Annotated in this window: 19 protein-coding genes; 18 read left to right on the forward strand and 1 reads right to left on the reverse strand. The window is 33.2% G+C overall.

Features of this window, described 5'->3' with window-relative positions; all coding sequences use genetic code 11:
* Window positions 1–3: 3 nt before the first annotated feature.
* From OL233_RS06675 to OL233_RS06700, 6 genes are all read left to right on the forward strand, one after another.
* A complete protein-coding gene (locus OL233_RS06675; RefSeq protein WP_275471560.1) occupies window positions 4–951 on the forward strand; it encodes a thymidylate synthase in 948 nt (315 codons plus the stop codon).
* A gap of 23 nt (window positions 952–974) precedes the next feature.
* Window positions 975–1,466, forward strand: a complete 492-nt coding sequence (locus tag OL233_RS06680; RefSeq protein ID WP_275471561.1) for a dihydrofolate reductase — start codon at window positions 975–977, stop codon at window positions 1,464–1,466.
* A 160-nt stretch (window positions 1,467–1,626) separates the two neighbouring features.
* Window positions 1,627–3,492, forward strand: coding sequence for an asparagine synthase (glutamine-hydrolyzing) (gene asnB / locus OL233_RS06685; protein WP_275471562.1), 1,866 nt, complete (start codon window positions 1,627–1,629; stop codon window positions 3,490–3,492).
* A 130-nt stretch (window positions 3,493–3,622) separates the two neighbouring features.
* Window positions 3,623–5,143 carry a UDP-N-acetylmuramoyl-L-alanyl-D-glutamate--L-lysine ligase gene (locus OL233_RS06690; protein WP_275471563.1) on the forward strand — a complete coding sequence of 507 codons (1,521 nt, stop codon included), beginning with the start codon at window positions 3,623–3,625 and terminating at the stop codon, window positions 5,141–5,143.
* A gap of 1 nt (window position 5,144) precedes the next feature.
* Window positions 5,145–6,386 carry a carboxylate--amine ligase gene (locus OL233_RS06695; protein WP_275471564.1) on the forward strand — a complete coding sequence of 414 codons (1,242 nt, stop codon included), beginning with the start codon at window positions 5,145–5,147 and terminating at the stop codon, window positions 6,384–6,386.
* Between the two features lie 5 nt (window positions 6,387–6,391).
* Window positions 6,392–7,102, forward strand: coding sequence for an aspartate/glutamate racemase family protein (locus OL233_RS06700; RefSeq protein ID WP_275471565.1), 711 nt, complete (start codon window positions 6,392–6,394; stop codon window positions 7,100–7,102).
* A 32-nt stretch (window positions 7,103–7,134) separates the two neighbouring features.
* Here OL233_RS06700 and trhA read toward each other — a convergent pair whose 3' ends face one another.
* Window positions 7,135–7,779 (reverse strand): PAQR family membrane homeostasis protein TrhA, encoded by a 645-nt coding sequence (gene trhA / locus OL233_RS06705; protein WP_275471566.1) that lies wholly within the window; start codon window positions 7,777–7,779, stop codon window positions 7,135–7,137.
* Between the two features lie 129 nt (window positions 7,780–7,908).
* Between trhA and OL233_RS06710 the strand changes: the two genes are divergently transcribed.
* The 12 genes from OL233_RS06710 to OL233_RS06765 all read left to right on the forward strand — a co-directional run bounded on the left by OL233_RS06710 (window position 7,909) and on the right by OL233_RS06765 (window position 23,551).
* Window positions 7,909–8,748: a DegV family protein gene (locus OL233_RS06710; protein WP_275471567.1), complete on the forward strand. Its 840-nt coding sequence runs from the start codon at window positions 7,909–7,911 to the stop codon at window positions 8,746–8,748.
* A 71-nt stretch (window positions 8,749–8,819) separates the two neighbouring features.
* Complete coding sequence (locus OL233_RS06715) at window positions 8,820–9,704, forward strand: GDSL-type esterase/lipase family protein (protein ID WP_275471568.1); 885 nt, start codon at window positions 8,820–8,822, stop codon at window positions 9,702–9,704.
* Window positions 9,705–9,712: 8 nt separating this feature from the next.
* Window positions 9,713–10,348 carry a YpmS family protein gene (locus OL233_RS06720; RefSeq protein ID WP_275471569.1) on the forward strand — a complete coding sequence of 212 codons (636 nt, stop codon included), beginning with the start codon at window positions 9,713–9,715 and terminating at the stop codon, window positions 10,346–10,348.
* A gap of 5 nt (window positions 10,349–10,353) precedes the next feature.
* On the forward strand, window positions 10,354–10,572 hold the full coding sequence (locus OL233_RS06725; RefSeq protein WP_275471570.1) for a YozE family protein: 219 nt from the start codon (window positions 10,354–10,356) through the stop codon (window positions 10,570–10,572).
* A gap of 314 nt (window positions 10,573–10,886) precedes the next feature.
* Window positions 10,887–12,710, forward strand: coding sequence for an acyltransferase family protein (locus OL233_RS06730; RefSeq protein ID WP_275471571.1), 1,824 nt, complete (start codon window positions 10,887–10,889; stop codon window positions 12,708–12,710).
* Window positions 12,711–12,851: 141 nt separating this feature from the next.
* Complete coding sequence (locus OL233_RS06735; protein WP_367618495.1) at window positions 12,852–13,892, forward strand: AI-2E family transporter; 1,041 nt, start codon at window positions 12,852–12,854, stop codon at window positions 13,890–13,892.
* Window positions 13,893–14,016: 124 nt separating this feature from the next.
* On the forward strand, window positions 14,017–15,174 hold the full coding sequence (locus OL233_RS06740; protein ID WP_275471573.1) for an MFS transporter: 1,158 nt from the start codon (window positions 14,017–14,019) through the stop codon (window positions 15,172–15,174).
* Between the two features lie 142 nt (window positions 15,175–15,316).
* On the forward strand, window positions 15,317–17,035 hold the full coding sequence (locus tag OL233_RS06745) for an ABC transporter ATP-binding protein (RefSeq protein ID WP_275471574.1): 1,719 nt from the start codon (window positions 15,317–15,319) through the stop codon (window positions 17,033–17,035).
* Between the two features lies 1 nt (window position 17,036).
* On the forward strand, window positions 17,037–18,809 hold the full coding sequence (locus OL233_RS06750) for an ABC transporter ATP-binding protein (protein ID WP_275471575.1): 1,773 nt from the start codon (window positions 17,037–17,039) through the stop codon (window positions 18,807–18,809).
* A 354-nt stretch (window positions 18,810–19,163) separates the two neighbouring features.
* Window positions 19,164–20,945, forward strand: a complete 1,782-nt coding sequence (locus tag OL233_RS06755; protein WP_275471576.1) for an ABC transporter ATP-binding protein — start codon at window positions 19,164–19,166, stop codon at window positions 20,943–20,945.
* Window positions 20,938–22,698, forward strand: a complete 1,761-nt coding sequence (locus OL233_RS06760) for an ABC transporter ATP-binding protein (RefSeq protein ID WP_275471577.1) — start codon at window positions 20,938–20,940, stop codon at window positions 22,696–22,698. The genes OL233_RS06755 and OL233_RS06760 overlap by 8 nt, the downstream gene beginning before the upstream one ends.
* Before the next feature lie 178 nt (window positions 22,699–22,876).
* Complete coding sequence (locus OL233_RS06765; RefSeq protein WP_275471578.1) at window positions 22,877–23,551, forward strand: hypothetical protein; 675 nt, start codon at window positions 22,877–22,879, stop codon at window positions 23,549–23,551.
* The last annotated feature ends 3 nt before the right edge of the window (window positions 23,552–23,554 follow it).

Raw genomic sequence — 23,554 nt, forward strand, 5'->3', positions numbered from 1 at the left:
CGAATGGAACAAGCATATTTAGATCTTGGGAAAAAAATCCTTAACGAAGGAACAGTCAAATCAGACCGAACAGGTACAGGAACTAAAAGTATTTTTGGACATCAGATGCGTTTTGATTTAAGTAAGGGATTTCCCTTGCTTACAACAAAGCGTGTGCCATTTGGCTTAATCAAAAGTGAATTATTATGGTTCTTAAAAGGGGATACGAATATTCGTTATCTTTTAGAACATAATAATCATATATGGGATGAATGGGCATTTGAGCGTTATGTTAAAAGTGATGAGTATATGGGACCAGACATGACAGACTTTGGTAGAAGAGCAGTTACAGATGAGGCGTTTAATGTTGTTTATAAAGAACAGCTTGCGCTATTTTGTGACCGTATTTTATCAGATGATGAGTTTGCTGCTAAATACGGTGAATTAGGAAATATTTACGGGTCTCAGTGGCGTCACTGGAAAACGACTTCTGGAGAGACGATTGATCAATTAAAAGATGTCATTGAAATGATTAAGACATCACCTGATTCTAGGCGCTTAATAGTTTCTGCTTGGAATCCGGAAGATGTCCCAACTATGGCGCTCCCGCCTTGTCACACGTTGTTTCAATTTTATGTGGCAGAGGGTAAGTTAAGTTGTCAATTGTATCAAAGGAGTGGCGATGTCTTTTTAGGTGTTCCGTTTAATATTGCGAGTTATGCTTTATTAACGCATTTAATCGCACAAGAAACTGGTTTAGAGGTTGGGGAATTTGTGCACACGATTGGAGACGCGCATTTGTATAGTAATCACTATGAACAAATGGAGACACAACTGGAACGTGACATACGTGAGTTTCCAACATTAGTGTTAAACAAAGATAAAAAATCAGTTTTTGAGTTTGATGTGAGTGATATTCAATTAGAAGGATACACCCCACATAAAGCGATAAAAGCACCGATTGCGGTTTAGGAGATTTTTAGGAGGATTTTATTATGTTAGCAGCCATATGGGCGCAAGATGAGAGTGGTTTGATTGGAAAAGAGAATAAATTACCGTGGCATTTACCACATGATTTAGCATTTTTTAAAAATACCACAGAGAATAATACGATTGTTATGGGGAGAACGACATTTGAAGGAATGGGCAAACGTGCCTTACCTAATCGTCAAACAATTGTTTTAACGTCTGATCGATCTTACGAATCAGAGGGTGTAACGGTTTTACACTCAGTTGAAGACGTAGTAAAATATGCTGAAACCTTTGAGGGGATAACATTTATTACAGGTGGAGCTAAGGTTTATAAGGAGTTCTTACCACATTGTTCTGTTTTATACCGAACAGTAATTCATGAAACGTTTGAAGGAGATACTTATTTCCCGGAAGTAGATTGGGAAGAATGGACAATGATAAATATCAGTGAAGGTTTAACTGATGAACATAATTTATACAAACATTCTTTTGAGACGTATCAACGAAAAGGTTAATTTAAAATCGTAATCGTTTAGATTGCGTTTTTTTAATGATAAGTTTCTTAACAGAAACTTATCTTCTTATCAATTGATGACGTTATAATTGTATGATATACTTCAAAAGATAATAGAGTAAGATAATAAAGTAAATTTATATAGAGATAGGAAGATGTTTATGTGCGGTATAGTTGGTTTTGTCAGCACGAGAGATAACAAAGCTGAAATTATTGAAAATATGATGGATACAATTGTTCACCGTGGGCCTAATAGCTCAGGTGTATTTACTGATGATCAAGTAGCATTAGGATTCCGTCGTTTAAGTATTGTAGATTTATCAGGTGGGTCACAACCTATCTATAATGAAGATGAAACAAAGATTATTATTTTTAATGGTGAAATTTATAACTATGAAGAAATTAGAGAAGACTTATTAGCTAAAGGTCATACTTTTAGAACAAGTGCTGATACAGAGGTTATTTTGCATGGATATGAAGAGTATGGCGTTGATATTGTGAAACAATTACGTGGAATGTTCGCATTCGCTATTTGGGACCGTGAAACAAATGAATTATTTGGAGCCCGTGACCACTTTGGGATTAAACCTTACTACTATGCAGAGATGAATGGCTCATTTATGTTTGGTTCAGAAATTAAGAGTTTCTTAGTTAACCCTGATTTCAACAAACAATTAAATAAAAAAGCATTAAAACCATATATGACATTCCAATACTCAGCATTAGAAGAAACATTCTTTAAAGATGTTTACCGTATCCCGGAAGGTCACTATTATACATATAAAGATGGTAAATTAGAAATTACAAAATATTGGGATGCTGACTTTAAAGAAGAAGACATGACATTAGAACAAGCAGTTGATTTAATTGACGAAGCGGTTGAAGAGTCAGTAAAAGCTCATACAACAGGTGAAGTTAATATCGGTGCGTTCTTGTCTAGTGGTGTTGATTCAAGTTATGTAGCGTCAGTTTTACGTCCTGATAACACGTATTCAATCGGGTTCGGGGACAAATCATATAACGAATCACATGAAGCAAAACGTTTAACAGATAAATTAGGTTTGAACAACACATCTAAAGTTGTAACAGGGGAAGAAGCGTTTGATTATTTCCCATTAATTCAATATCATTTAGATGAACCTGATTCAAATCCATCATGTGTGCCATTGTACTTCTTGTCAGAAATGGCAAGTAAAGATTCTACAATCGTACTATCTGGTGAAGGTGCGGATGAATTATTTGCAGGTTACCAAAACTACGGTTTTAATACTCGTAATAGACCTGTTCGTGTGTTTACTGAAACACTTAAAAAATTACCTAAAAAAGCGCGTTATTCAATTGCACGTACTATCAAAAAAGCACCAAACTTTAAAGGTAGTATGCATATGTATACATCACTTGCGCCAGCTGAAGATTTCTTCATTGGACAAGCAGAAGTATTTAAAGAACATGAAGCTGACACATTCTTAACGAAAGATTACCAAGAAAGTGAAACAGTGAAAACAATTGTTAACCGTCAATATACAAAAGTTAAAGACTTATCAGAAGTTAAGAAAATGCAATATTTAGACTTACACCAATGGATGCCTAAAGATATTTTACTTAAAGCTGATAAATTAAGTATGGCTCATTCTATCGAATTACGTGTCCCATTACTTGATATTCGTATGATGGAAGTAGCAGAACAAATACCTACTAAATACTTGTTAAATGCAGAAAATACTAAGTATGCTTTCCGTAAAGCTGCTAACCGTCATCTACCTGATGAGTGGGCTGATCGTGAAAAATTAGGATTCCCAGTTCCAATTAAGGATTGGTTACGCACTGAAAAATTCTATAAACAAGTGCGTGAAATGTTCTCAGAAGCATTCGTTCCAGAGTTCTTTGAGCAAGATAAAATCATTCAATTATTAGATGATAACTACAATGAGAAAAATGATGAACGTCGTAAGATTTGGACGATTTATACATTCTTAACGTGGTATAAAATCTTCTTTATTGACGGTGAAAAACCAAAAGTTGGTTAGTTCAAAAGTACAAGCTTATAGCTTGTACTTTTTTTTTTGCACTTTTTGTGAGCAAATTCCCATGGTATTCTTCACTTTTTTCGGCAATTTATGATATAATGTGTTGATATAGAGAGGCTGTGATAGTGATATGATAACTTTAGCAAAAATAGCTAATTTATTAAAAGAAAACCAATTAGTTAGAGAATTTATTATAGATAATGAGTGGCATTATGCTATCAGTGAAGACGTAGCTGAATCCACTATTTCTCATATAACCTATGATTCACGAGCGATTAAAGAAGGCTCGTTATTTTTCTGTAAAGGATTAGCATTTAAATCGGACTATCTTGAACAAGCCATTGCCGATGGTGCGGGTTTTTATGTAACAGAAGTTAATTATGAAATCCAATCGGATGCAGTTGGTATTATTGTGACAGATATAAAAAAAGCAATGGCTTTAATTAGTATGGCTTTTTATGATTTTCCTCAAGATGAACTTAAAGTGATTGCCTATACAGGAACTAAAGGTAAAACAACGGCTGCTTATTTTTGTAAATATATTTTAGAAAAAGCAACGAATCAAAAAACAGCATTATTATCAACAATGGAAACAATTTTAGATGGTAAGACATCAATTAAGTCATTACTTACGACGCCTGAGTCTGTTGATTTATATCGTATGATGAGAGAAGCTGTTTCAAATGGTATGAGTCATCTCGTCATGGAAGTATCGTCGCAAGCTTATAAAACTGACCGTGTTTATGGCCTTAATTTTGATGTTGGAATTTTCTTAAACATTTCAGAAGACCATATTGGGACGATTGAACATCCTGATTTTGATGATTATTTTTATTGTAAGAGACAGCTATTGAAGCATTCAAAACAAGTTATTTTAAATAAAAATAGTGATTTTTATGCCATTTTAGAAGACGTAGCGAAAGAATCTACAGATAAAGTTATCACATATGGTGATGACTCAGTCGAGGCAGATTATACATTTATACCTTCTTCAGAAGGTAAAGGGAAATTTGAAGTGGTAGCTAAAGAAGATAAGTTAGCGATTGCAGGTGATTATGCTATTAATCTACTTGGTGATTTCAATCAAGGTAACGCGCTTAGTGCCATGATGGCAACCGCTCTTGTAGGTGCTAAAAAAGAGGCGATGTCAGAGGGGTTATCTCTTGCTAAAGTCCCAGGACGTATGGATAGTTGTGTGACTAACAAAGGCGTTCCAGTTTATGTTGATTTTGCACACAATCTTTTAAGTCTACATACCTTACTTTCGTTTGTAAAAAAAGAGCATCCTGAAAGTAAGCTTGTCGTTTTAATCGGAAGTACAGGTGGTAAAGGTGTGTCACGTCGTCATGATTTTGGTAATGTGTTATCAGAACTTGCAGATATCGCGGTTTTAACAAGTGATGATCCAGGTCATGAAAAAGCAGAAGATATTATTGCGGAAATCCAAGAAACAATGACAGATACTGTTCGTTGTGAAATTGAAGTAGACCGTGAAAAAGCAATTGAATTAGCGTTAAACCTAGCTGGTGAAAATGATGTGGTTGTTTTAGCTGGTAAAGGGTCAGATAAATATCAAGTTATCGGTGACGAACGAACACCATATGAAGGTGACTTAGAAATAGCAAACAAGTTAATAGAAGGTGGATATTAGAATGTCAAATAGTAAAGAACAATTTCAACCAGTATTGCTAGGTAGCGATATTAACGTATACGGAATGGCACGCTCATTTTATGAAGAATTTGGAATCGTGTCAGAAGCGTACTCTTCTGCAGCATTAGCACCAACAAAACATAGTAAATTAGTAAATGTTAATGTATTTCCTGGTTTTCATGATGATCCAACATTTATTGAAACAATGCGTAAGATTGTAAAAAATCGTACGAACAATGATATTAAGTATGTTTTAATTCCTTGTGGAGATGGCTATGCTGAGTTAGTATCAAAACATCGTGAAGAATTATCTAAAGATTTTGTATGTACAGCAATTGATCATGACTTATTTGAAACATTAGCGAATAAAGTAAGTTTCTATGAAACATGTGAAAAATATGATTTACCATACCCAAATACATTAATTATTAAACAAGATATGGTAAAAGAAGGTGAGTCAATAAAAGTTCCATTTGATTTCCCTGTAGCTTTAAAACCAGCAGATAGCGTGATGTATTTAGATGCAGATTTTGAAGGCCGCAAAAAAGCTTTCACAATCAAAGATCAAGCTGAATTAGATTTAATTTTAGGTCGTGTTTATAATGCGGGATATACAGCTGAAATGATTTGTCAAGATTTCATCCCAGGTGATGATTCTGGTATGCGTGTGTTAAATGCCTATGTTGATAAAGATAGTAATGTTCGTATGATGTGTTTAGGCCATCCTTTATTAGAAGACCCAACACCAGATGCTATTGGGAACTATGTGGTTATCGCACCTGATTTTAATGAAGATATCTATAAACGTATCAAATCATTCTTAGAACGTATCAATTATACTGGGTTTGCTAACTTTGATATGAAGTATGATCCACGTGACGGCGAATACAAATTATTTGAGATGAACTTACGTCAAGGTCGCAGTAGTTTCTATGTGACACTTAATGGCTATAATTTATCACGTTACATTGTTGAAGATCGTGTGATGGGTAAACCATTCACAGAAACAATTTATGGTAATGGCGATATGTTATGGATGGGTGTACCGAAGAAAATCGTTAAGACTTACGTTAAAGATGGTAAGGATAAAGATGAAGCAATGGATATGATTTCAAAAGGTAAATGGGGAACGACAGTCTTTTATAAACAAGATTCTAGTCCAAAACGTTTTGCTTTAATGAAATATAGCTTCTACTTATACCACAAACGTTACAAAGAATACTTTAAAGAAAACAAGGGGTAGAGTCCATGAAAAATTTCTTTACAATATTAGGTGGCATGGGAACTCTTGCCAGCGAGAGTTTTGTTCGTGTCTTGAACCAACGTACAATCGCTAAGACTGACCAAGATTACTTAAATTATGTATTGGTTAATCATGCGACAGTGCCAGATAGAACAGCCTATATTCTTGATAATACCAAAGCAAGTCCCGTTGCGGCTCTTGCCGAAGATATTAAGCAGCACGATCAGATTGGGCCAGAATTTTTTGTATTGACATGTAATACGGCTCATACATTTTATGATGAGCTATGTGAGGTCACAGAGACACCAATTCTTCATATGCCACGTCTGGCGGCTGAAAAGGTTGTTTTAGATTTCAAACCGACGGAAGATAAAGTTATAAAAGTATGCCTATTAGGGACACTTGGTACGGTTAATTCCGGCGTCTATCATAAAGAGTTTGAACAAAAAGAAGGGTACGAGTTAGTGACACCTTCAGAAAAAATTCAAACTGATGTGATGAACTTGATTTATCGTGATGTTAAAGAACATCAATTCCTAAACGAATCATTATTTAAAGATATTTTAGACCAAGTATTAGTACAAGAGGGCTGCGATGTTGCGATCTTAGGTTGTACAGAATTATCTTTAATGAATGAAGTAACGAAACATAATTATGCTGCTGTAGATGCACAATCTGTTTTAATTGACGAAACAATTAAACGTGCACGTAGATAAAAAAAGAAGCCCTTTTGTTAAGGGCTTCTTTTTTATGTATAAAGTAATATAGAAAAATACATTAGCGCAGCAGCTAAAATAACAAATAAATGCCAGACAACATGCATGTATTTTATGTGTTGAAATTTATAGACTAATGCGCCTACAGTATAAGCAACACCACCTAAGACGAGTAACAGGGTACCATTGAATCCTAGTCCATCGTATAGGGGCTTGGCAGCGATTAGACAGAGCCATCCCATAATTATATAGATGAAGACAGCAGCGTTTCCTTTACGACTTAGGAATACTGATTTATAAACAATCCCTAGAATTGCTAAAAACCAAATGACTCCAAATAAAGTCCAACCTAACCAACCTTTAATTGTTAGTAAACAATATGGGGTATAGGTACCTGCAATAAGTAAATAAATCGAGCTGTGATCAAATACTTGAAATACTTTATTCGCCCTTGTAAAAATTAAACTGTGAAATAATGTAGATGCTAAAAATAATAAGATTAATGTTGACCCATAAATCGAGTATGACACGATATGAATAGGGGAGTGAAGTTGTGCGCCTTTGATAATTAAAATAACGAGACCAGCAATACTCAAAGCAGTCCCAATTCCATGTGTGACAGCATTTAGAACCTCACTAATAATCTCATGTTTTTTTGAATGTTGTGTTGAATTCATAATTTCCCTCCTTTTTTATTGGTCTAAAGAGTGAAAAACTAAATAGTTTCTGTTATACTAAAAGTATCAGAGCACTCTGATACCTATTCTACATGAATAATTTCTTTTTTTAAAGGATGGAGTAAAAATATGTCTAAAGTAAAAATTGTAACAGACTCATCTTGTAATATGGAGCCTGGATTAGCAGAAAAGTTAAACATTGAAGTGATTTCATTATCAGTAATGATTGATGGTGTAATCTACAAAGATACCGATTTAACAGGTGGAGAGTTTATGGATATGATGGCAAAAGCTGCTGCATTACCTAAAACAAGTCAACCGCCAATTGGTGAATTTGTTGAGCTCTATGATGAGCTAGGGGCTGACGGAAGTCAAATTATCTCAATTCATATGACAGATTTGATAAGTGGGACAGTTAATACCGCGGAACAAGCTGCTCAAATTTCACAAAGTGATGTTACTGTCATTAACAGTACATTTACGGATCAAGGTCTTTCTTTCCAAGTTATTGAAGCAGCGAAAATGGCTGCAGAAGATGCTGAAAAAGAGGAAATTATTACTAAAGTGAATCAAATCAAGGAAGATACTAATTTATATATTGGTGTAGCCTCTCTTGATAATATGGTTAAAGGTGGCCGCTTAAGTCGCGCGACAGGTGTTATCACAAATTTATTCAATATTCGAGTTGTCATGCAGGTCTTGGCAGAAGAGATGGTAACATTATATAAAGGTCGTGGTGCTAAGGCATTTACTAAATGGTTTGAAGATTTGAAGTCAGAATTAGCCACTAAAGAAAATGTGAAACAAGTAGCAATCACTCATGCTGATGGATTAGAAACAGCATTAAAATTTAAAGAGGAACTTCAAGAAATGTTCCCTGATATGACAATACCAGTATTAGAAGCATCATCTATTATTGCGACTCACACAGGTAAAGGTGCATTTGCTGTCATGTATTATAGCGAGTAACCTCTTTGACAGACCACATTGTTGGTCTGTTTTTTTAAATCAGAAACTAAGTAAATGAGAGGAGTGTTCGCGTGTCGTATATAAAGAAACATTTATTCAGTATTACCATTTTTTTAGCGACAGTAGTAGTTGCTGTAATCATACTTGGGCTTTCATTACCAACAGCTAAGCCTTTACTGAAAAAAACAGCTTCGCAATCTAGTAAAGTGAAATATAAAGAGGTTATTCGTTTTTCTGCTATAGGAGATTCTTTGACTGAAGGGATAGGGGATAGTACTGATTCTGGAGGTTATGTTCCTTTATTAAAGAATGATCTGGTAGAAGCTGAAAAAATTTCTGTTGTAGAAAGTTATAATCACGGAAAAGCCGGGGATACGGTTGAAGATTTAATGAAACGAATTAATAATTCTAAAACTATCCAAGAAGATTTGAAAAAATCTGACTTTATCACAATAACAATTGGTGGCAATGATTTGATGAAAGTGATAAAATCGGAATTATTAAATGGTTTAACATACGAAACATTTAAAAAACCGAGTGAAGAGTACCAATCAAATTTAAAAGATTTATATAAATTAGTGAGACGTTTTAATAAGAAAGCACCAATTTATCAACTCGGTATTTATAACCCATTTTATTTAAGTTTAGATAATATGGATCAATTACAAGAGATAGTTGATTTTTGGAATCAAGCTAGTAAAGAAGTGGTCGTGAAATCTAAAAACAGTTCTTTTATTTCTATAAATGAAGCTTTATATAAAGGGTTAGATGGACAACGCGCATTTGGAAATGATGACACAATACAGAGTAATGATGAAGAAAAAGAATCTGGTATTAATAATCTTATCTCAGATACGGATAATTTTCATCCGAACAGTTTAGGCTATCAAATTATAGCAAATGCTTTTAAAGATGAATTAGTAAGAACCAAAAATGAATGGTTAGAAAGTAAGTAGGTTAGATAATGAAAAATAAACTAGTCGAAAAAGTAAGTGAAATACAAAATAATCCTTGGAAATTTGCTTTCCTTTTATTAGCTGGATTATTATTAGCGATAACCTTAGTTGTTAGTTTTAAAGCCTTTGGGGAAAGAGAACCAGATTACAAGCCTAAGGTGTCTCAACAAACAAAGAAAGAAGATCCAAGTTTTCAAGTACAATTAAAAAAAGAGCAAGTGAATCAAATTATTAGTTTTTATTTGAATGACTATTTGAAAGAGTCTGGAGTGAAATACAACTTTTATCTAGAACAAAATGCGTTGCTGAATGGAACATTCAATGTTCTAGGTTTTGATATGCAATTTTATCTTTACTTTGATCCGTTTGTGATGGATGATGGAAATGTACAACTAAAGGCAACGAGTTTATCAATTGGAAAATTAGCATTACCGATTTCTCAAATAATGAAGTATGTGTCTAAGGAATTCAAATTACCAGAGTGGGTAGAAGTAAGTCCTAAAAAACAAACTATAACCCTTCATCTTAATGATTTTGAATTGCAAAATGGGATGTATTTAAAAGCAGAAAAAATTAATTTAATTGATGATGATATAAAATTTAATGTGTATCTTCCAATAGAGGATACTAAAGGTAAGGAGTAGATCGTTTGAAAAGAAGTTTTTATCATTATATTATGACCCTTAGAGGTCCTAAAATTTCCGATGCAATTACAAAATTTGCTAATGATTTAGCGCATGATAGTCTGTTTCCTAAACAATCCACTGATTATCATGAGGTAAGTGATTATTTAGAAATGACAACAACATATTTAGAAAATATGACCATCTTTGATGAAGCTTGGGAATTATATCTTGAACATAATTAAAAGTACAGCGAAAGCTGTACTTTTTTTAGTAATATTTTGGTAATAAAAAAGATAATAGCTCAATACTATGAATTATTTATTAATTTTTGTTTTCTTACAGTATTTTTTGTTACATTGCTGTAATTATTATGATACAATGTAACATGTGCTAGATGAGGAAGCCGAATGAGCTTACTCATGTTTTTTTATTTTTGTATGAGAGGTGTATTGGAAAAGTGTTTTAAAAAACTGAAATTTTTCATAAAAAATTCAAGTAATTGCTGTAGGGTTACATAGTATTATTAAAAGAAAAATAAATCGGGAGGGAAGGAAAGATGAGGACCAACCGTAACCAAACAAGTTACTTAGCCAGCCTTGATGGTGTGAGAGCATTAGCCATTATTTTAGTGTTAGCTTATCATTTCAATATGTCCTTTTTTAAAGGTGGATTTATTGGTGTTGATATATTTTTCGTATTATCGGGTTATCTCATAACGAGTAAACTATTACAAGAATGGCAAACACATAAACAAATTAATTTGAAAGTGTTTTGGATTAAACGGATTAGGCGTTTAATGCCGGCTGTCATTGCTTTAATAAGTGTGACATTACTTGTCTGTCTTATTTTATTCCCAGCCGTATTTAAAAAAAGTTGGCAGGATGGGATTGCTTCATTATTTTATGTAAGTAATTGGTGGTATATCGTCAAAGAAATTCCGTACTTTGAATCATTTGGTATACCGAGTCCATTTAAGCATTTATGGTCATTAGCAATTGAGGAACAATTTTATTTGATTTGGCCGATAGTTTTTGTAGCTCTACTAAAAACCTTAAAGAAACGTCAGCATGTTCTTAAAGTGATAGTGGGTTCTGCTTTAGTATCAGCTGTATGGATGGCTTTTCTTTACTCACCAGAAAATATAGACCGTGTTTATTACGGAACAGATACGCGACTTTTGACATTAGCAGTGGGGTGCAGTTTAGCTTTTGTCTGGCCTTATTACTATTTAAAATCGGGTATTAGTGAGTTTTCTCGTAATGTTATTGATAGTATTGGTATAGTATCATTAGTAAGCTTGCTTGTGATAGCCACAACGGTAAGTGCTGGTCAGCCATTTTTGTACTATGGTGGTTTTTTATTAGTAGCCATTCTTTCAGCTTTATTATTAGCTACATTAGTACACCCTGATAGTCAAATGGGCTTGTTATTTTCGCATCCATGGCTAGTTTGGCTAGGTAAACGCTCGTATAGTATTTATTTATGGCATTTTCCTGTTACAGTCTTAACGACACCGATTAAAAGTAGTGGGACGTTACATCCAGTACTCATTTTATTACAAATAGCCTTAACGATGGTCTTATCAATCGTATCCTATGAATGGTTAGAGGAACCAATTCGTCGTTTAGGTTTCAAAGCGTATGCTGAGAAAACAAAAGATATTTTAAATTATCGTTCAAAAAAATTAATGTACTGTTTACTTGCTATTGTAGGACTTAGTGGTGCGCTAACCATGGCGTATGATTACTATGATTCAGGGAAAATTTTAGGGTTCATAAAAGAGGCCACTGTACTGCCTAAGCAGTCTGATGAAAAACCAAAAGACACTAAAAAAATTGTCGAAATACATAAAATGTTAGCGGTTGGCGATTCAATCATGTTAAGTCTTAAAAAGGAACTTGAAGAAGAAATCCCTGGCATTAAAGTAGATGGTAAGATTAGTCGCCAACTATGGCAAGCAACAGATTTAGTTAAGAAAAAATATAAAAATTATAATTCGGAAGACAGCCTTGTTGTCTTAGAATTGGGTACAAACAGTGAGTTTAAACAGGAACAATTAGATGAGTTGCTTGATCTTTTTGATAAAGCTCATGTTATGGTTATCAATTCAAGGGTACCTAAACCTTGGGAACAAGTAGTTAATGACATGTTATTGGGTGCTGCAAATGAAAGAGAAAATGTCAGATTGATTGATTGGCATTCAATTGCCGTGTCAAATCCTCAATTATTAAACAGTGATGCGGTTCATCCCAATGAAGAAGGTATTCCAATTTATATTACAATGATTACTGATAATCTTGAAAGGTATGATTTAAAATTACCTGAAGTGAAAAAAGAAACGTCTGAGACTAAAAAAGATAAGACTGATAATAAAAATTAATAAAGTCATTCGACAAAAATCCCACGTTATATCAATAACGTGGGATTTTTGTAAAAAGAATGCAATTCTGAAAAATATTCTTGTTATCTGATAAGAGTATGAGATAATTAAAAAGTATTGATTAGAATTGGGGGAATGTTTGTGGAACTTTTTGAAAAATTCAAAAAGAATGATGGATTAAGACGATTTGCAGTATTGTTAGTTATTTTATTAGTACTATATTTGATTAGAGATATCATCAGTCTAATATTATTGACTTTTATTTTAACGTATCTTATCACTCGTGTTGTAAGTGTATTAAATAAGTGGATAAAATTGCCTAAAAAAATATTGGCAATCATGCTTTATATATTAATAGTAGTATTTATGTATTTTTCAATCACCATTTATGTTCCGAGATTGATTAACCAAACATTTTCAATGGTAGAATCTGTGATTAATTTTTATCAAAATCCTAAAACTGATAATAGTTTAGTGGAATGGCTAAGTAAAAAAATTAGTTTTTCAGAAATAACGGATCAATTGAAGTCAGGTGCTAAAATGCTAGTGACTTATGTAACTAGTGTTGGATCAATGGGGATGACATTCTTAATGTCCTTTATTTTAAGCTTTTTCTTCTGCTTGGAAGAAAATTGGGTCAAAGATTTCAGCAAAAGTTTTTTAACAAGTAAAATTGGCTGTTTTAGTCAAGATGTTGCTTACTTAGGAAAAAAATTTATTAATACATTTGGTGTGGTCTTAGAGGCACAATTTTTAATTGCATTAGTTAATACAGCATTAACAACAATAGGCTTATCATTAATGGGATTCCCACAATTATTGAGTTTAGCCTTAATGATTTTCATTTTTAGTTTAATTCCTGTAGCAGGCGTGATCATCTCATGTATCCCGTTAGCTTTAATCGGCTATACAGTTGGTGGAATTCAAGATGTTGTGTATGTATTAATCATGATTGCTGTTATTCACATGTTTGAGTCATACTTCTTAAATCCTAAATTAATGAGTAGTAAAACAGATTTACCAGTATTTTATATCTTTATTATATTAATGTTCTCAGAACACTTCTTTGGTGTTTGGGGACTTGTCATCGGTATTCCGGTATTTGTCTTCTTATTAGATTTATTGGATGTAAAATCGTCTGATAGACAAAAGTTACCTAAATTACCATTACCTAAAAACTAGCGAAAGCTAGTTTTTTTTATTTTATTCTAGAATAGACTAGAAGCAGTATATCTTTAGTAGTAGAATAAACATAGGTTAAATTGAGAGAAAGAAAGGTGATTGTTTGAAAGTTAAAGAAATACAAATGACGAAACAATTAACATTTATCATGGCAATTGTGTGTGGCATCTCCATAGCAAGTCTGTATTACATTCAGCCATTAGAAGGGTTAGTCGCAAAGGAAATTGGAGTGGACGTAGCTAAAATTGGTTTAGCTCCTACATTAAGTCAAATGGGTTACGCTTTGGGGCTATTGTTCATCGTACCACTAGGAGATATTTTTGAGCGTAAGAAACTTATTATGACGATGCTATCTATTGTAGCGGTCGTGTTGTTTATTACAGGGTCAACAAGCAATTATTTATTATTAATGATTTTAATGTTATTAATTGGATTGTCATCGATTGTACCGCAATTGATTCTTCCGTTTGCTGGTCAGTTAGCTAAGCCAGAAGAACGAGGGTCTGTGTTAGGAATTGTAACAGGTGGTCTTTTGATTGGTATTTTATTATCTCGAACGTTCAGTGGATTAGTCGGAGATGCATTTGGTTGGCGTGTCGTTTATTTTGCAGGTGTTGCACTTGCTCTTATTCTAATCGTACTCGTCTGGTTCATGTTCCCAAGAAATACACCTATTTCTCAAATGAGTTACGGTGAGTTAATGAAATCTTTACCGCATTTATTTATGACGCAACGCGTGGTAAGAGAAAGTGCGTTTAATGGCTTCTTTGCATTTGGAGCGTTTAGTATCTTTTGGTCAACGCTGATTTTCTACATGGAGAGTCCAGCATATAATCTTGGTTCTAAGGAAGTCGGTTATTTTGGACTAGTTGGTGTTATTGGTTCAGCTGCTTCTGTATTGATGGGCCGTGTTGCTGACAAAAAAGGAGCGCGTTTTGGTGTGGGAATAGGTTCTTTCATTGCGATGTTATCTTTTCTAGTGTTATGGATTTTTGGTTCAAGTATTACGGGACTAGTCGTAGGTTTAACCTTACTTGATTTTGGTACCTCAACTACTCAAGTTTCTAATCAATCACGTATCCAGTCATTGGGGGATGAGAATAGAAGTCGTAATAATACAATTTACATGTTCTCATTTTTTGTAGGTGGCGCAAGCGGGTCGTTGTTGGGGTCATTTGCATGGCAATTAGCAGGATGGACGGGTGTTTGTCTGCTTGGAATGATTTATGGTTTAATCGCAATTATTGGCCATCATATTATTTATAAACCTGTTTCAAAATAAGTAGGTTATGAAAAGGGTCTCACCGTACTGTGAGGCTTTTTTCATTATAAAAAATGTTCAAAAAAGAATACTTATCACTTGATATATGAAATATATTTCTGTATCATTAAGAGGTTCTAGCAAAAAGGAAAGAGGGTATGATATGTCTTTAATAATAAATAAAATGAAAGCACAAAAATGGTATGTTTTTTCTTCATTATTACTTACCTGTGTAATTGTTGCCTCACAATTATGGCAACCTAAACTACTTGAAAATGTTATCAATGCAGTATCGACAGATGACAAAGACAAGATTATGTCATTAGGAATTAAGCTATTAATTATTGCATCAATTGGCTTACTTGCTGGTGTCTTAAATACTGTAATCGCAGCACGTGTGGCACGTGATGTTTCAGCAGATATTCGTAAGGACGGATTTGAGAAAATTCAAACATTCTCATTTAGTAATATTGAACAATTTTCAACAGGGAACTTAGTGGTACGTTTGACTAACGATATCACACAGATTCAAAACTTAGTGATGATGATGTTACAAACATTATTACGTATCCCGATTTTATTTATCGGAAGTTTTATTTTAGCAATGATGACAATTCCCCAATTATGGTGGGTAATTATTGCACTTGTTGTCTTAGTATTTGTTACCGTAATGGGACTATTCGGTATCATGGGCAAACATTTTGGAATGATCCAACGTTTCTTAGACCGTGTTAACGGGATTGCTAAAGAAAACTTAGCAGGGATGCGTGTGGTTAAATCATTCGTACAAGAAGAAAACGAAACAGAACGTTTTTCAGATGTCAGTGGAAATTTAACGAAGCATACGATTATTGTAGGTCGTTTGTTTTCTGTTATGGTACCAACGTTTACACTGATTTCAAGTTTAGCTATGGCGTTAACTATTTTCTTCTCAGCTGATTTAGCTAAAGATAATTTAGAAATTATTGGTAAAGTCAATTCATTTATTAACTATTTAATGCAAATTATGATGTCAATTATCATCGGTGGTATGATGACAATGATGGCGTCACGTGCGTTTGTATCATTAGGACGTATGAAAGAAATCTTAAACACAGAAGCAGATATTACATTTGATGATGAAAATGGCGAAGAAATCCAAAATGGTGATGTTGCCTTCAATAATGTCACTTTCCAATACGTGGGAGATGAACGTCCATCATTAGAAAACATTACATTTAACGCAAAACACGGTCAAGTTGTTGGGGTAGTCGGAGCGACTGGTTCTGGTAAATCAACATTGGCTCAAATGATTGCACGTATGTATGATCCAACTGAAGGGTCAATTGAAATTGGTCATGTTGATCTTAAACATACTAAAAAAGAAGATTTACGTGACTCAGTTGCGTTAGTCTTACAAAAAGCTATTTTATTCTCAGGTACGATTGCAGAAAACTTACGTCATGGTAAGAAAGATGCGACGTGTGACGACATGGAAAATGCGTCTAAAATTGCTCAGGCGAAAGAATTTATTGACCGTCAAACTAATGGGTACATGGGTGATGTTGAAGAACGTGGGGCTAACTTCTCAGGAGGTCAAAAACAACGTTTATCTATCTCTCGTGGTGTTATTGGTAAACCTAAGGTCTTAGTTTTAGATGATAGTACAAGTGCCTTAGATGCAAAATCAGAGAAGCTTGTAAAAGAAGCATTAGCAAGTCAGTTAAATGATACAACAACTTTTATCATCGCTCAAAAAATTTCATCAGTGGTACAAGCCGATAAGATTTTAGTTTTAGACGATGGTAAATTAGTAGCAGAGGGCACTCATAAAGAATTAGTTGAGTCTAGCCCGATTTACCGTGAAATTTACGATACTCAAAAAGGAAAAGAGGTGGAGTAGTATGAACAAGAAAAATAGTATTCCAGGCTTTTTCTGGACGTATCTAAAAGCGTTTAAGTTACAACTCCTAATCATTATCATTGCGATTATCGCGTCAACATGGTTACAAGTTCATACAACAAGCTTCATCGGGGATGCGATTAAAGAATTAGCAACGTACGCCTTTACTTATGCACAACTTGGTGATGCAGATAAATCGCCATTTATTAAAGTGATTCAGTTACTGATGATGATGTATGTCATGAACTGGGTGGCGATGTTTATTCAAAATATATTGATGGCTGGTGTGACTGGCCGTTCGACAAATAATATGCGTATTTCATTATTTAAAAAGATGGAACGTATGACAATCAAGTTCTTTGATAGCCACCAAGATGGCGAAATTTTAAGTCGTTTTACAAGTGATTTAGATAATATCTCTAACACAATGAACCAAGCTTTAATTCAAGTGCTTACCAACTTCTCAATGATGATTGGTGTTCTGATTATGATGTTCCAAAAAAATGTGAAAATGACATGGGTAACATTAGGTATAGCACCAGTTGCGATTATCGTAGCGATTGTTATTATCCGTCAAGCACGTAAAAATGTGAACATTCAACAAGATAGTATTGGTGAATTAAATGCTTATATTGACGAACGTATTTCAGGTCAAAAAGTAATTATTACCAATGGTTTAGAAGAAGAAACAATTGAAGGTTTTGACGTTTTAAATGACAAAGTTAAGAAATCAACCTTTAAAGGTCAAGTTTACTCAGGTTTACTTTTCCCAACAATGCAAGGGTTATCCGTTTTAAATACAGCGATTGTGATTTTCTTTGGTAGTATGTTAGTGTTAGACGGTACGATGGACAGAGCGACAGGCTTAGCCTTAATCGTGACATTCATTATGTATTCACAACAATTCTACATGCCACTAACACAAATCTCATCACAATTTAGCATGTTACAATTAGCCTTTACAGGCGCTCGTCGTTTGAATGAAGTCTTCGCAGAAGATGATGAATTTGAACGTGAGAATGTTTCAGATATTACTGGTTTAGAAGAGTCAATCGAGCTTAAAAATGTTGATTTCTCATATAACCCAGATAAACCAATTCTTAAAAACATCAACATCAAAGCGAACAAAGGTCAGATGGTTGCTTTAGTTGGACCAACAGGTTCAGGTAAAACAACAATTATGAACTTGTTAAATCGTTTCTATAACGTAGACGGTGGCGAAATCTTACTTGATGGTCAAGACATTCGTGATATTTCACTACCAAGTTTACGTTCTCAAATCGGTATCGTGTTACAAGAGTCAGTGTTATTTAGCGGAACAATCCGTGATAATATCGTCTTTGGTAAGCCTGATGCAACTGAGGAAGAGATGATTGATGCAGCGAAACAAGCCAACATTCATGACTTTATCATGAGCTTAGAAGACGGCTATGATACAAAAGTAAGTGATGAAAATAATATCTTCAGTGTAGGTCAAAAACAATTAATCAGTATCGCTCGTACGATCATTACTAATCCAGATTTATTAATCTTGGATGAAGCAACTTCAAACGTAGATACTGTAACGGAAAGTCGTATCCAAAAAGCAATGGAAAATATCATTGCTGGACGTACAAGTTTCGTAATTGCACACAGACTGAAAACAATCCTTAACGCTGACTTCATCGTGGTCTTACACCAAGGTGAAATTATCGAAGAAGGAACTCACGAAGAACTCCTTAAAAAAGGTGGCTTCTACGCAGAGTTGTACCATAACCAATTCGTATTTGAATAGGAAGAATAGAATTAAAGCACATGTTAGTGATAAACTACATGTGCTTTTTTTATACATTATATACTCATAATAAACAACAAGTCATAGGGGAACGTTCGTGGTGTATAGCCTGTAAAGAAATAGTGATGAAATCTAACTAACGGAATAGGGGAGTAAAAAAGAGACCTGAATCTTGATTCAGGTCTTTTGCTTTCTAAAAATGGTCAAAAAGGAAATAAAATAAAGTTTAATGAGAGTTTTTTTCTATGTTACACTATTTTTAGGAAAATAGTCCCAAAAAAGGTCACAATTTTTAAAAAATAAAAATGTTAACGCTTACTTTAGCAGTGGGATAGGAAAGTTAGGTGATACTTGATGACATTTAGCAAGCGAGTCTCTGCATTTAAATACTTATTAAAATATTGTAAGTCAATTAGTAATGGTTTATTTCTATTAGGAACTTGTTTGAGTTTAATTAATGCACTATCACCGTTTGTATTTCTATATTTTTCAGCAAAAATTATTATGGTTCTAACTAATGAATCACTAGGTATTGTATTTTTCTTGAAGGTTTTAATAGCATTCATTATGTCTACAGGTGCACTAAGGTTAATACAAGTGATAGTTACTTATTATTATAACTTGAGTATTAATCAATCCAGTATGATATCTGGTATTTATTTTTCTAAAGAGTTGTCTGAACTTAATTATGAATCTTTTGAAAGTAATGATATTCGTGATGAACAACGTAAAATTGCAAATAACTTGCAAGTCGGTGCGATTTTTGAGGAGATTTATACACCATTTTTGAAAAATGGCATGCTAGTAGTGGGTTTTTCACTTATTACATTCAGTGTTCAACCTGTAATATTAGTATGTTTAATTTTTGTAATTATCTTTAAAACAAAATTGACTAAGACTATTTCGTACTATCAAAAAAAACTAAAAGATTTACAAGCCACAGGTGAGCGGCGTTTAGATTACCTTTTTAATTTAATGAGTCAGATTGGGTACGGCAAAGAAGTTCGTTTAAAATCGAGCTTACTTATACTTGAAAGAAAATACGACGAGTATCAATCATTCTTTTATAAAGAATCAAAACGAATTAAGAGGTCATTGACGGGGTATTACATTATAACGAATCTTTTAGATTTAGTATTTTTGATTATACAGTATGGTTATGTCATTTTATTATTTCTAAGTGGGAGATTGTTGATTGGAAAGCTAGTTGTTGTTATAAGTTCAATGCTACAATTTTTTAAAGCAATTAATGATTTATTGGAAGCAATCAGTATGTTAGCTGTGACCTTAAAATCAGTTGAGGAATACCAGTTATTTTTAGTTAATAATAAATCGTTAGTCGGTACAAAGTATGAAAAAGTAACAGTGTATCATAGTAATACATTAACATTTGAAAATGTTTCATTTTCTTATGAAAATAGTGACAAATACGTGTTAAAAGATGTTAGTTTTAGCTTTAATACCGATGAGAGATTAGCATTAGTTGGTCATAATGGGTCAGGAAAAACAACTATTGTAAAATTAATTTGTAAATTATATACACCTTCAAGTGGCCGGATTTTATTTAATAACCATGACATTCAAACAATAGATAATGAGAATTGGAAAGAAATTATAGGTGTTATTTTTCAAGATTTTCAATTATTTTCACTGACTGTATGGCAAAATATTACATTAGATTTACCTAGAGAGGATAGCAAAATTAAGGAAGTATTAAAGAAAAGTGGGCTCTATTCAAAAATTTCAACTTTACCTAGTGGTGTGGACACTGAAATCACAAAATTATTTGATAAAACAGGAATAGAGTTATCTGGTGGAGAAAATCAAAAATTAGCGGTAAGTCGAATGTACTATAAGGAACCACCGATACTGTTGTTAGATGAACCTTCTTCGGCTTTGGATCCTATATCAGAAAGACTATTATATGAAAGCTGGTACGAACTCATGTCCGATCATGCTTCCTTATTTATTACACATCGATTGGGATCAATCTTATTTTGTAATCGTATTATTGTTTTGAATAAGGGTCAAATTATAGAAGAAGGTACCCATGATGCTTTAATGAATAAAAAAGGTCAGTATGCGGAAATGTATAATAGCCAGGCTAGTTATTATTTTGGGGGTAGTGATGAATAAATTAAAACAAAATCCTATTATGATGCTGATTTTTGAAGTATACAGCGCTAATAATCGCTATGTTTATATTAAAGCGCTAATGGTAATTTTAGAGGGTATAAGCCCTTTATTTTCCTTGTTTTTGCTACGTTACCTTTTAAATACGCTAGTGAATCAAACTGTTACTTTTTCACAAATAATAGTCAATATAATTCTATTTATTTGTTGTTATAGTTCTGTCTTATTATGTAGAGATTTATTAAAAGTGCGTCTTCAAGTTGAGTTAAGATTGACTATTTTTGTTCTAAAAAAAAATCTAGGAATGAATTTAGCAACTATTCCTTATGTTGAATCTGAACGTCCTGAAATCCAAAATCTTGGTCGTTTAGCTAATGAAACTGACAATTTTTCAATAATATTTGATAGTTTTGGACGTATTCTTACCGAACTAATTACAATCTTAACATTAGGTTTGGTCATATTAAATGAGCAGCCAATAATTATCTTTTTATTATTGGTTGTCATTAGTATTAGATTGGCTATTGATCAAAAAAATCAAAAGATATGGGAAGAGTGGCGTCAAAAATTTGCCCCAATTATGAGGAAGTTTGATTATTTTTTGATGATATTACGTGAAATAAAGTTTGGAAAAGAATTGAGAATTAATAAAATGTCAGAAACAGTAGAGAATATTTTGAGTGATTTAAGTAAAAATTATAATCAATTAACAACAGGATATAATAAAATCTTATTAAAGAATAATAGTTTTCTAGATTTTGTTCTATTAATTCAAGAATTTATGTTGTATTTGCTTTTGGGTTACAGAGTTTTACAAGGACTTTTACAAATAGGTTCTTTTTCTATGATTTTAGCAAGTATTTCACACTTTACATCTAGTTGTTTAGGTATATTAGAATCAATTGCCTTGTTGCGGAATAAAAGCCTTTTCATAAAAGAGTACAGTCAATTTAAAAGGAAATCACAAAAAAATACCAGCAGTACGGCGTCTTCAGTTGAGAGTATTGAAATGATAGAATTTCGTAATGTTTCTTTTATGTACCCAAATCAAGAGAAGAATACGCTAACTAATATTTCTTTAAAGATATGTAAAGGTGAAAAGATTTCGATAGTTGGAGAAAATGGTGCTGGCAAAACAACATTAATCAAATTACTTTGTGGTTTTTATCAGCCAACAAGTGGGGACATTTTAATTAATGATTTACCTATAAATACTCTTTCCAAAACTGACTTTCAAAGACTCATTGCAACAGTTTTTCAAGATAGTCAATTACTTCCGTTTACAGTTAAAGAAAATATTATTTTGGACCAACACTTGGATAAAAAGCGTTTGGATGATGTTGTTAAAAAAATAGGGTTAGAAGAGTGTTTAAATAGTTTTCCTAATAAATTAGAAACAATTGTTGGAAAAGAGTTGTCAACACAGGGTGTAGACTTTTCGGGTGGAGAGAGGCAAAAAATTGCTATAGCTCAAGCTATCTATCAAGATTCACAGCTTATTATTTTAGATGAACCAACCTCGGCATTAGATCCCATAGCTGAATCAGAACTTTTTGAAACATTAAATGAAGAGCTAGAGGGAATTTGTTCTGTATTTATTTCACATAGGCTAACATCAACACGTTTTTCAGATAACATTTTTGTACTTTCAAGAGGAGAGTTAGTAGAAAAGGGAACGCACAAAAATTTATTAGACAGGAAAGAAGGCTATTATAGTCAATTATTTAAATCTCAAGCAGAGATGTATAAGGGGTGAAGGGATATCTAGTAATACTATTAAATTTAAAGTTCTGACTAATACGTTAGTGCTTTTTTTTATCTAAAAATAGGCATAATTTAATCATACAAAAAACAATGTTAGGATTAATATTACGTGATAAAATGGTTATAGAGGATAATATTCCTTTAACGTGCTATAGATAGGAGTTTTAATTATGAAAAAAATAGTAGTTGTAGCGTTGTTAGTTTTACTTAGTAGTGTTGCATTTTTTAGTGTCAGTACTCATTTTAATGATAAAAAAGAAGCAAATACAAAGGAGAAGGACTCAGCTTTAACAGTGACCTATTATGACTTAGAAGCTATTGCAAGTCCAACTCTTGTCCAAGTCATGAAAAATTCTGCCACACAAGAGACAGCAGAATTAACGAAGAATTTGGCTAGTTTTGATTCCTCTGCTCATAAGGATGAGATTTACTATGTAGCCCCTGATACTTTAATTGACCATAGTTCATTTTTGAAAAGTCCTAATAAAAAGAATTCAGTTGATATAGATAGAGGGAATGGTGTAACAGAAAATAGTATTACGGATTTTGATGTGAATTTTGATGCGAAAACAGAAGGAAAGTATTACTATTATGTCCCGTTATTTGTCGAAACTTCTAAAAAAAATCAATTGACCTCTTTTGATATTGTCAATCATCAGGTTAATACAACCTATCATGCAGATCCTTCTCTTAGTGAAGAACGGTCTGTTCAAGGAGCGTATACGGAATATTTAGTAGGCTTTGAAATCCCATATGATGAGGTGAAAGACCACCTATTAGATATCACGCTCCAGTTAACGATAGGTAATGACTTGCTGACACAGTCGGTAAAATCCAAAGCATAGAAA

Origin of the sequence: Vagococcus proximus (genome assembly GCF_029143285.1) — a bacterium.
Classification (GTDB): domain Bacteria; phylum Bacillota; class Bacilli; order Lactobacillales; family Vagococcaceae; genus Vagococcus_D; species Vagococcus_D proximus.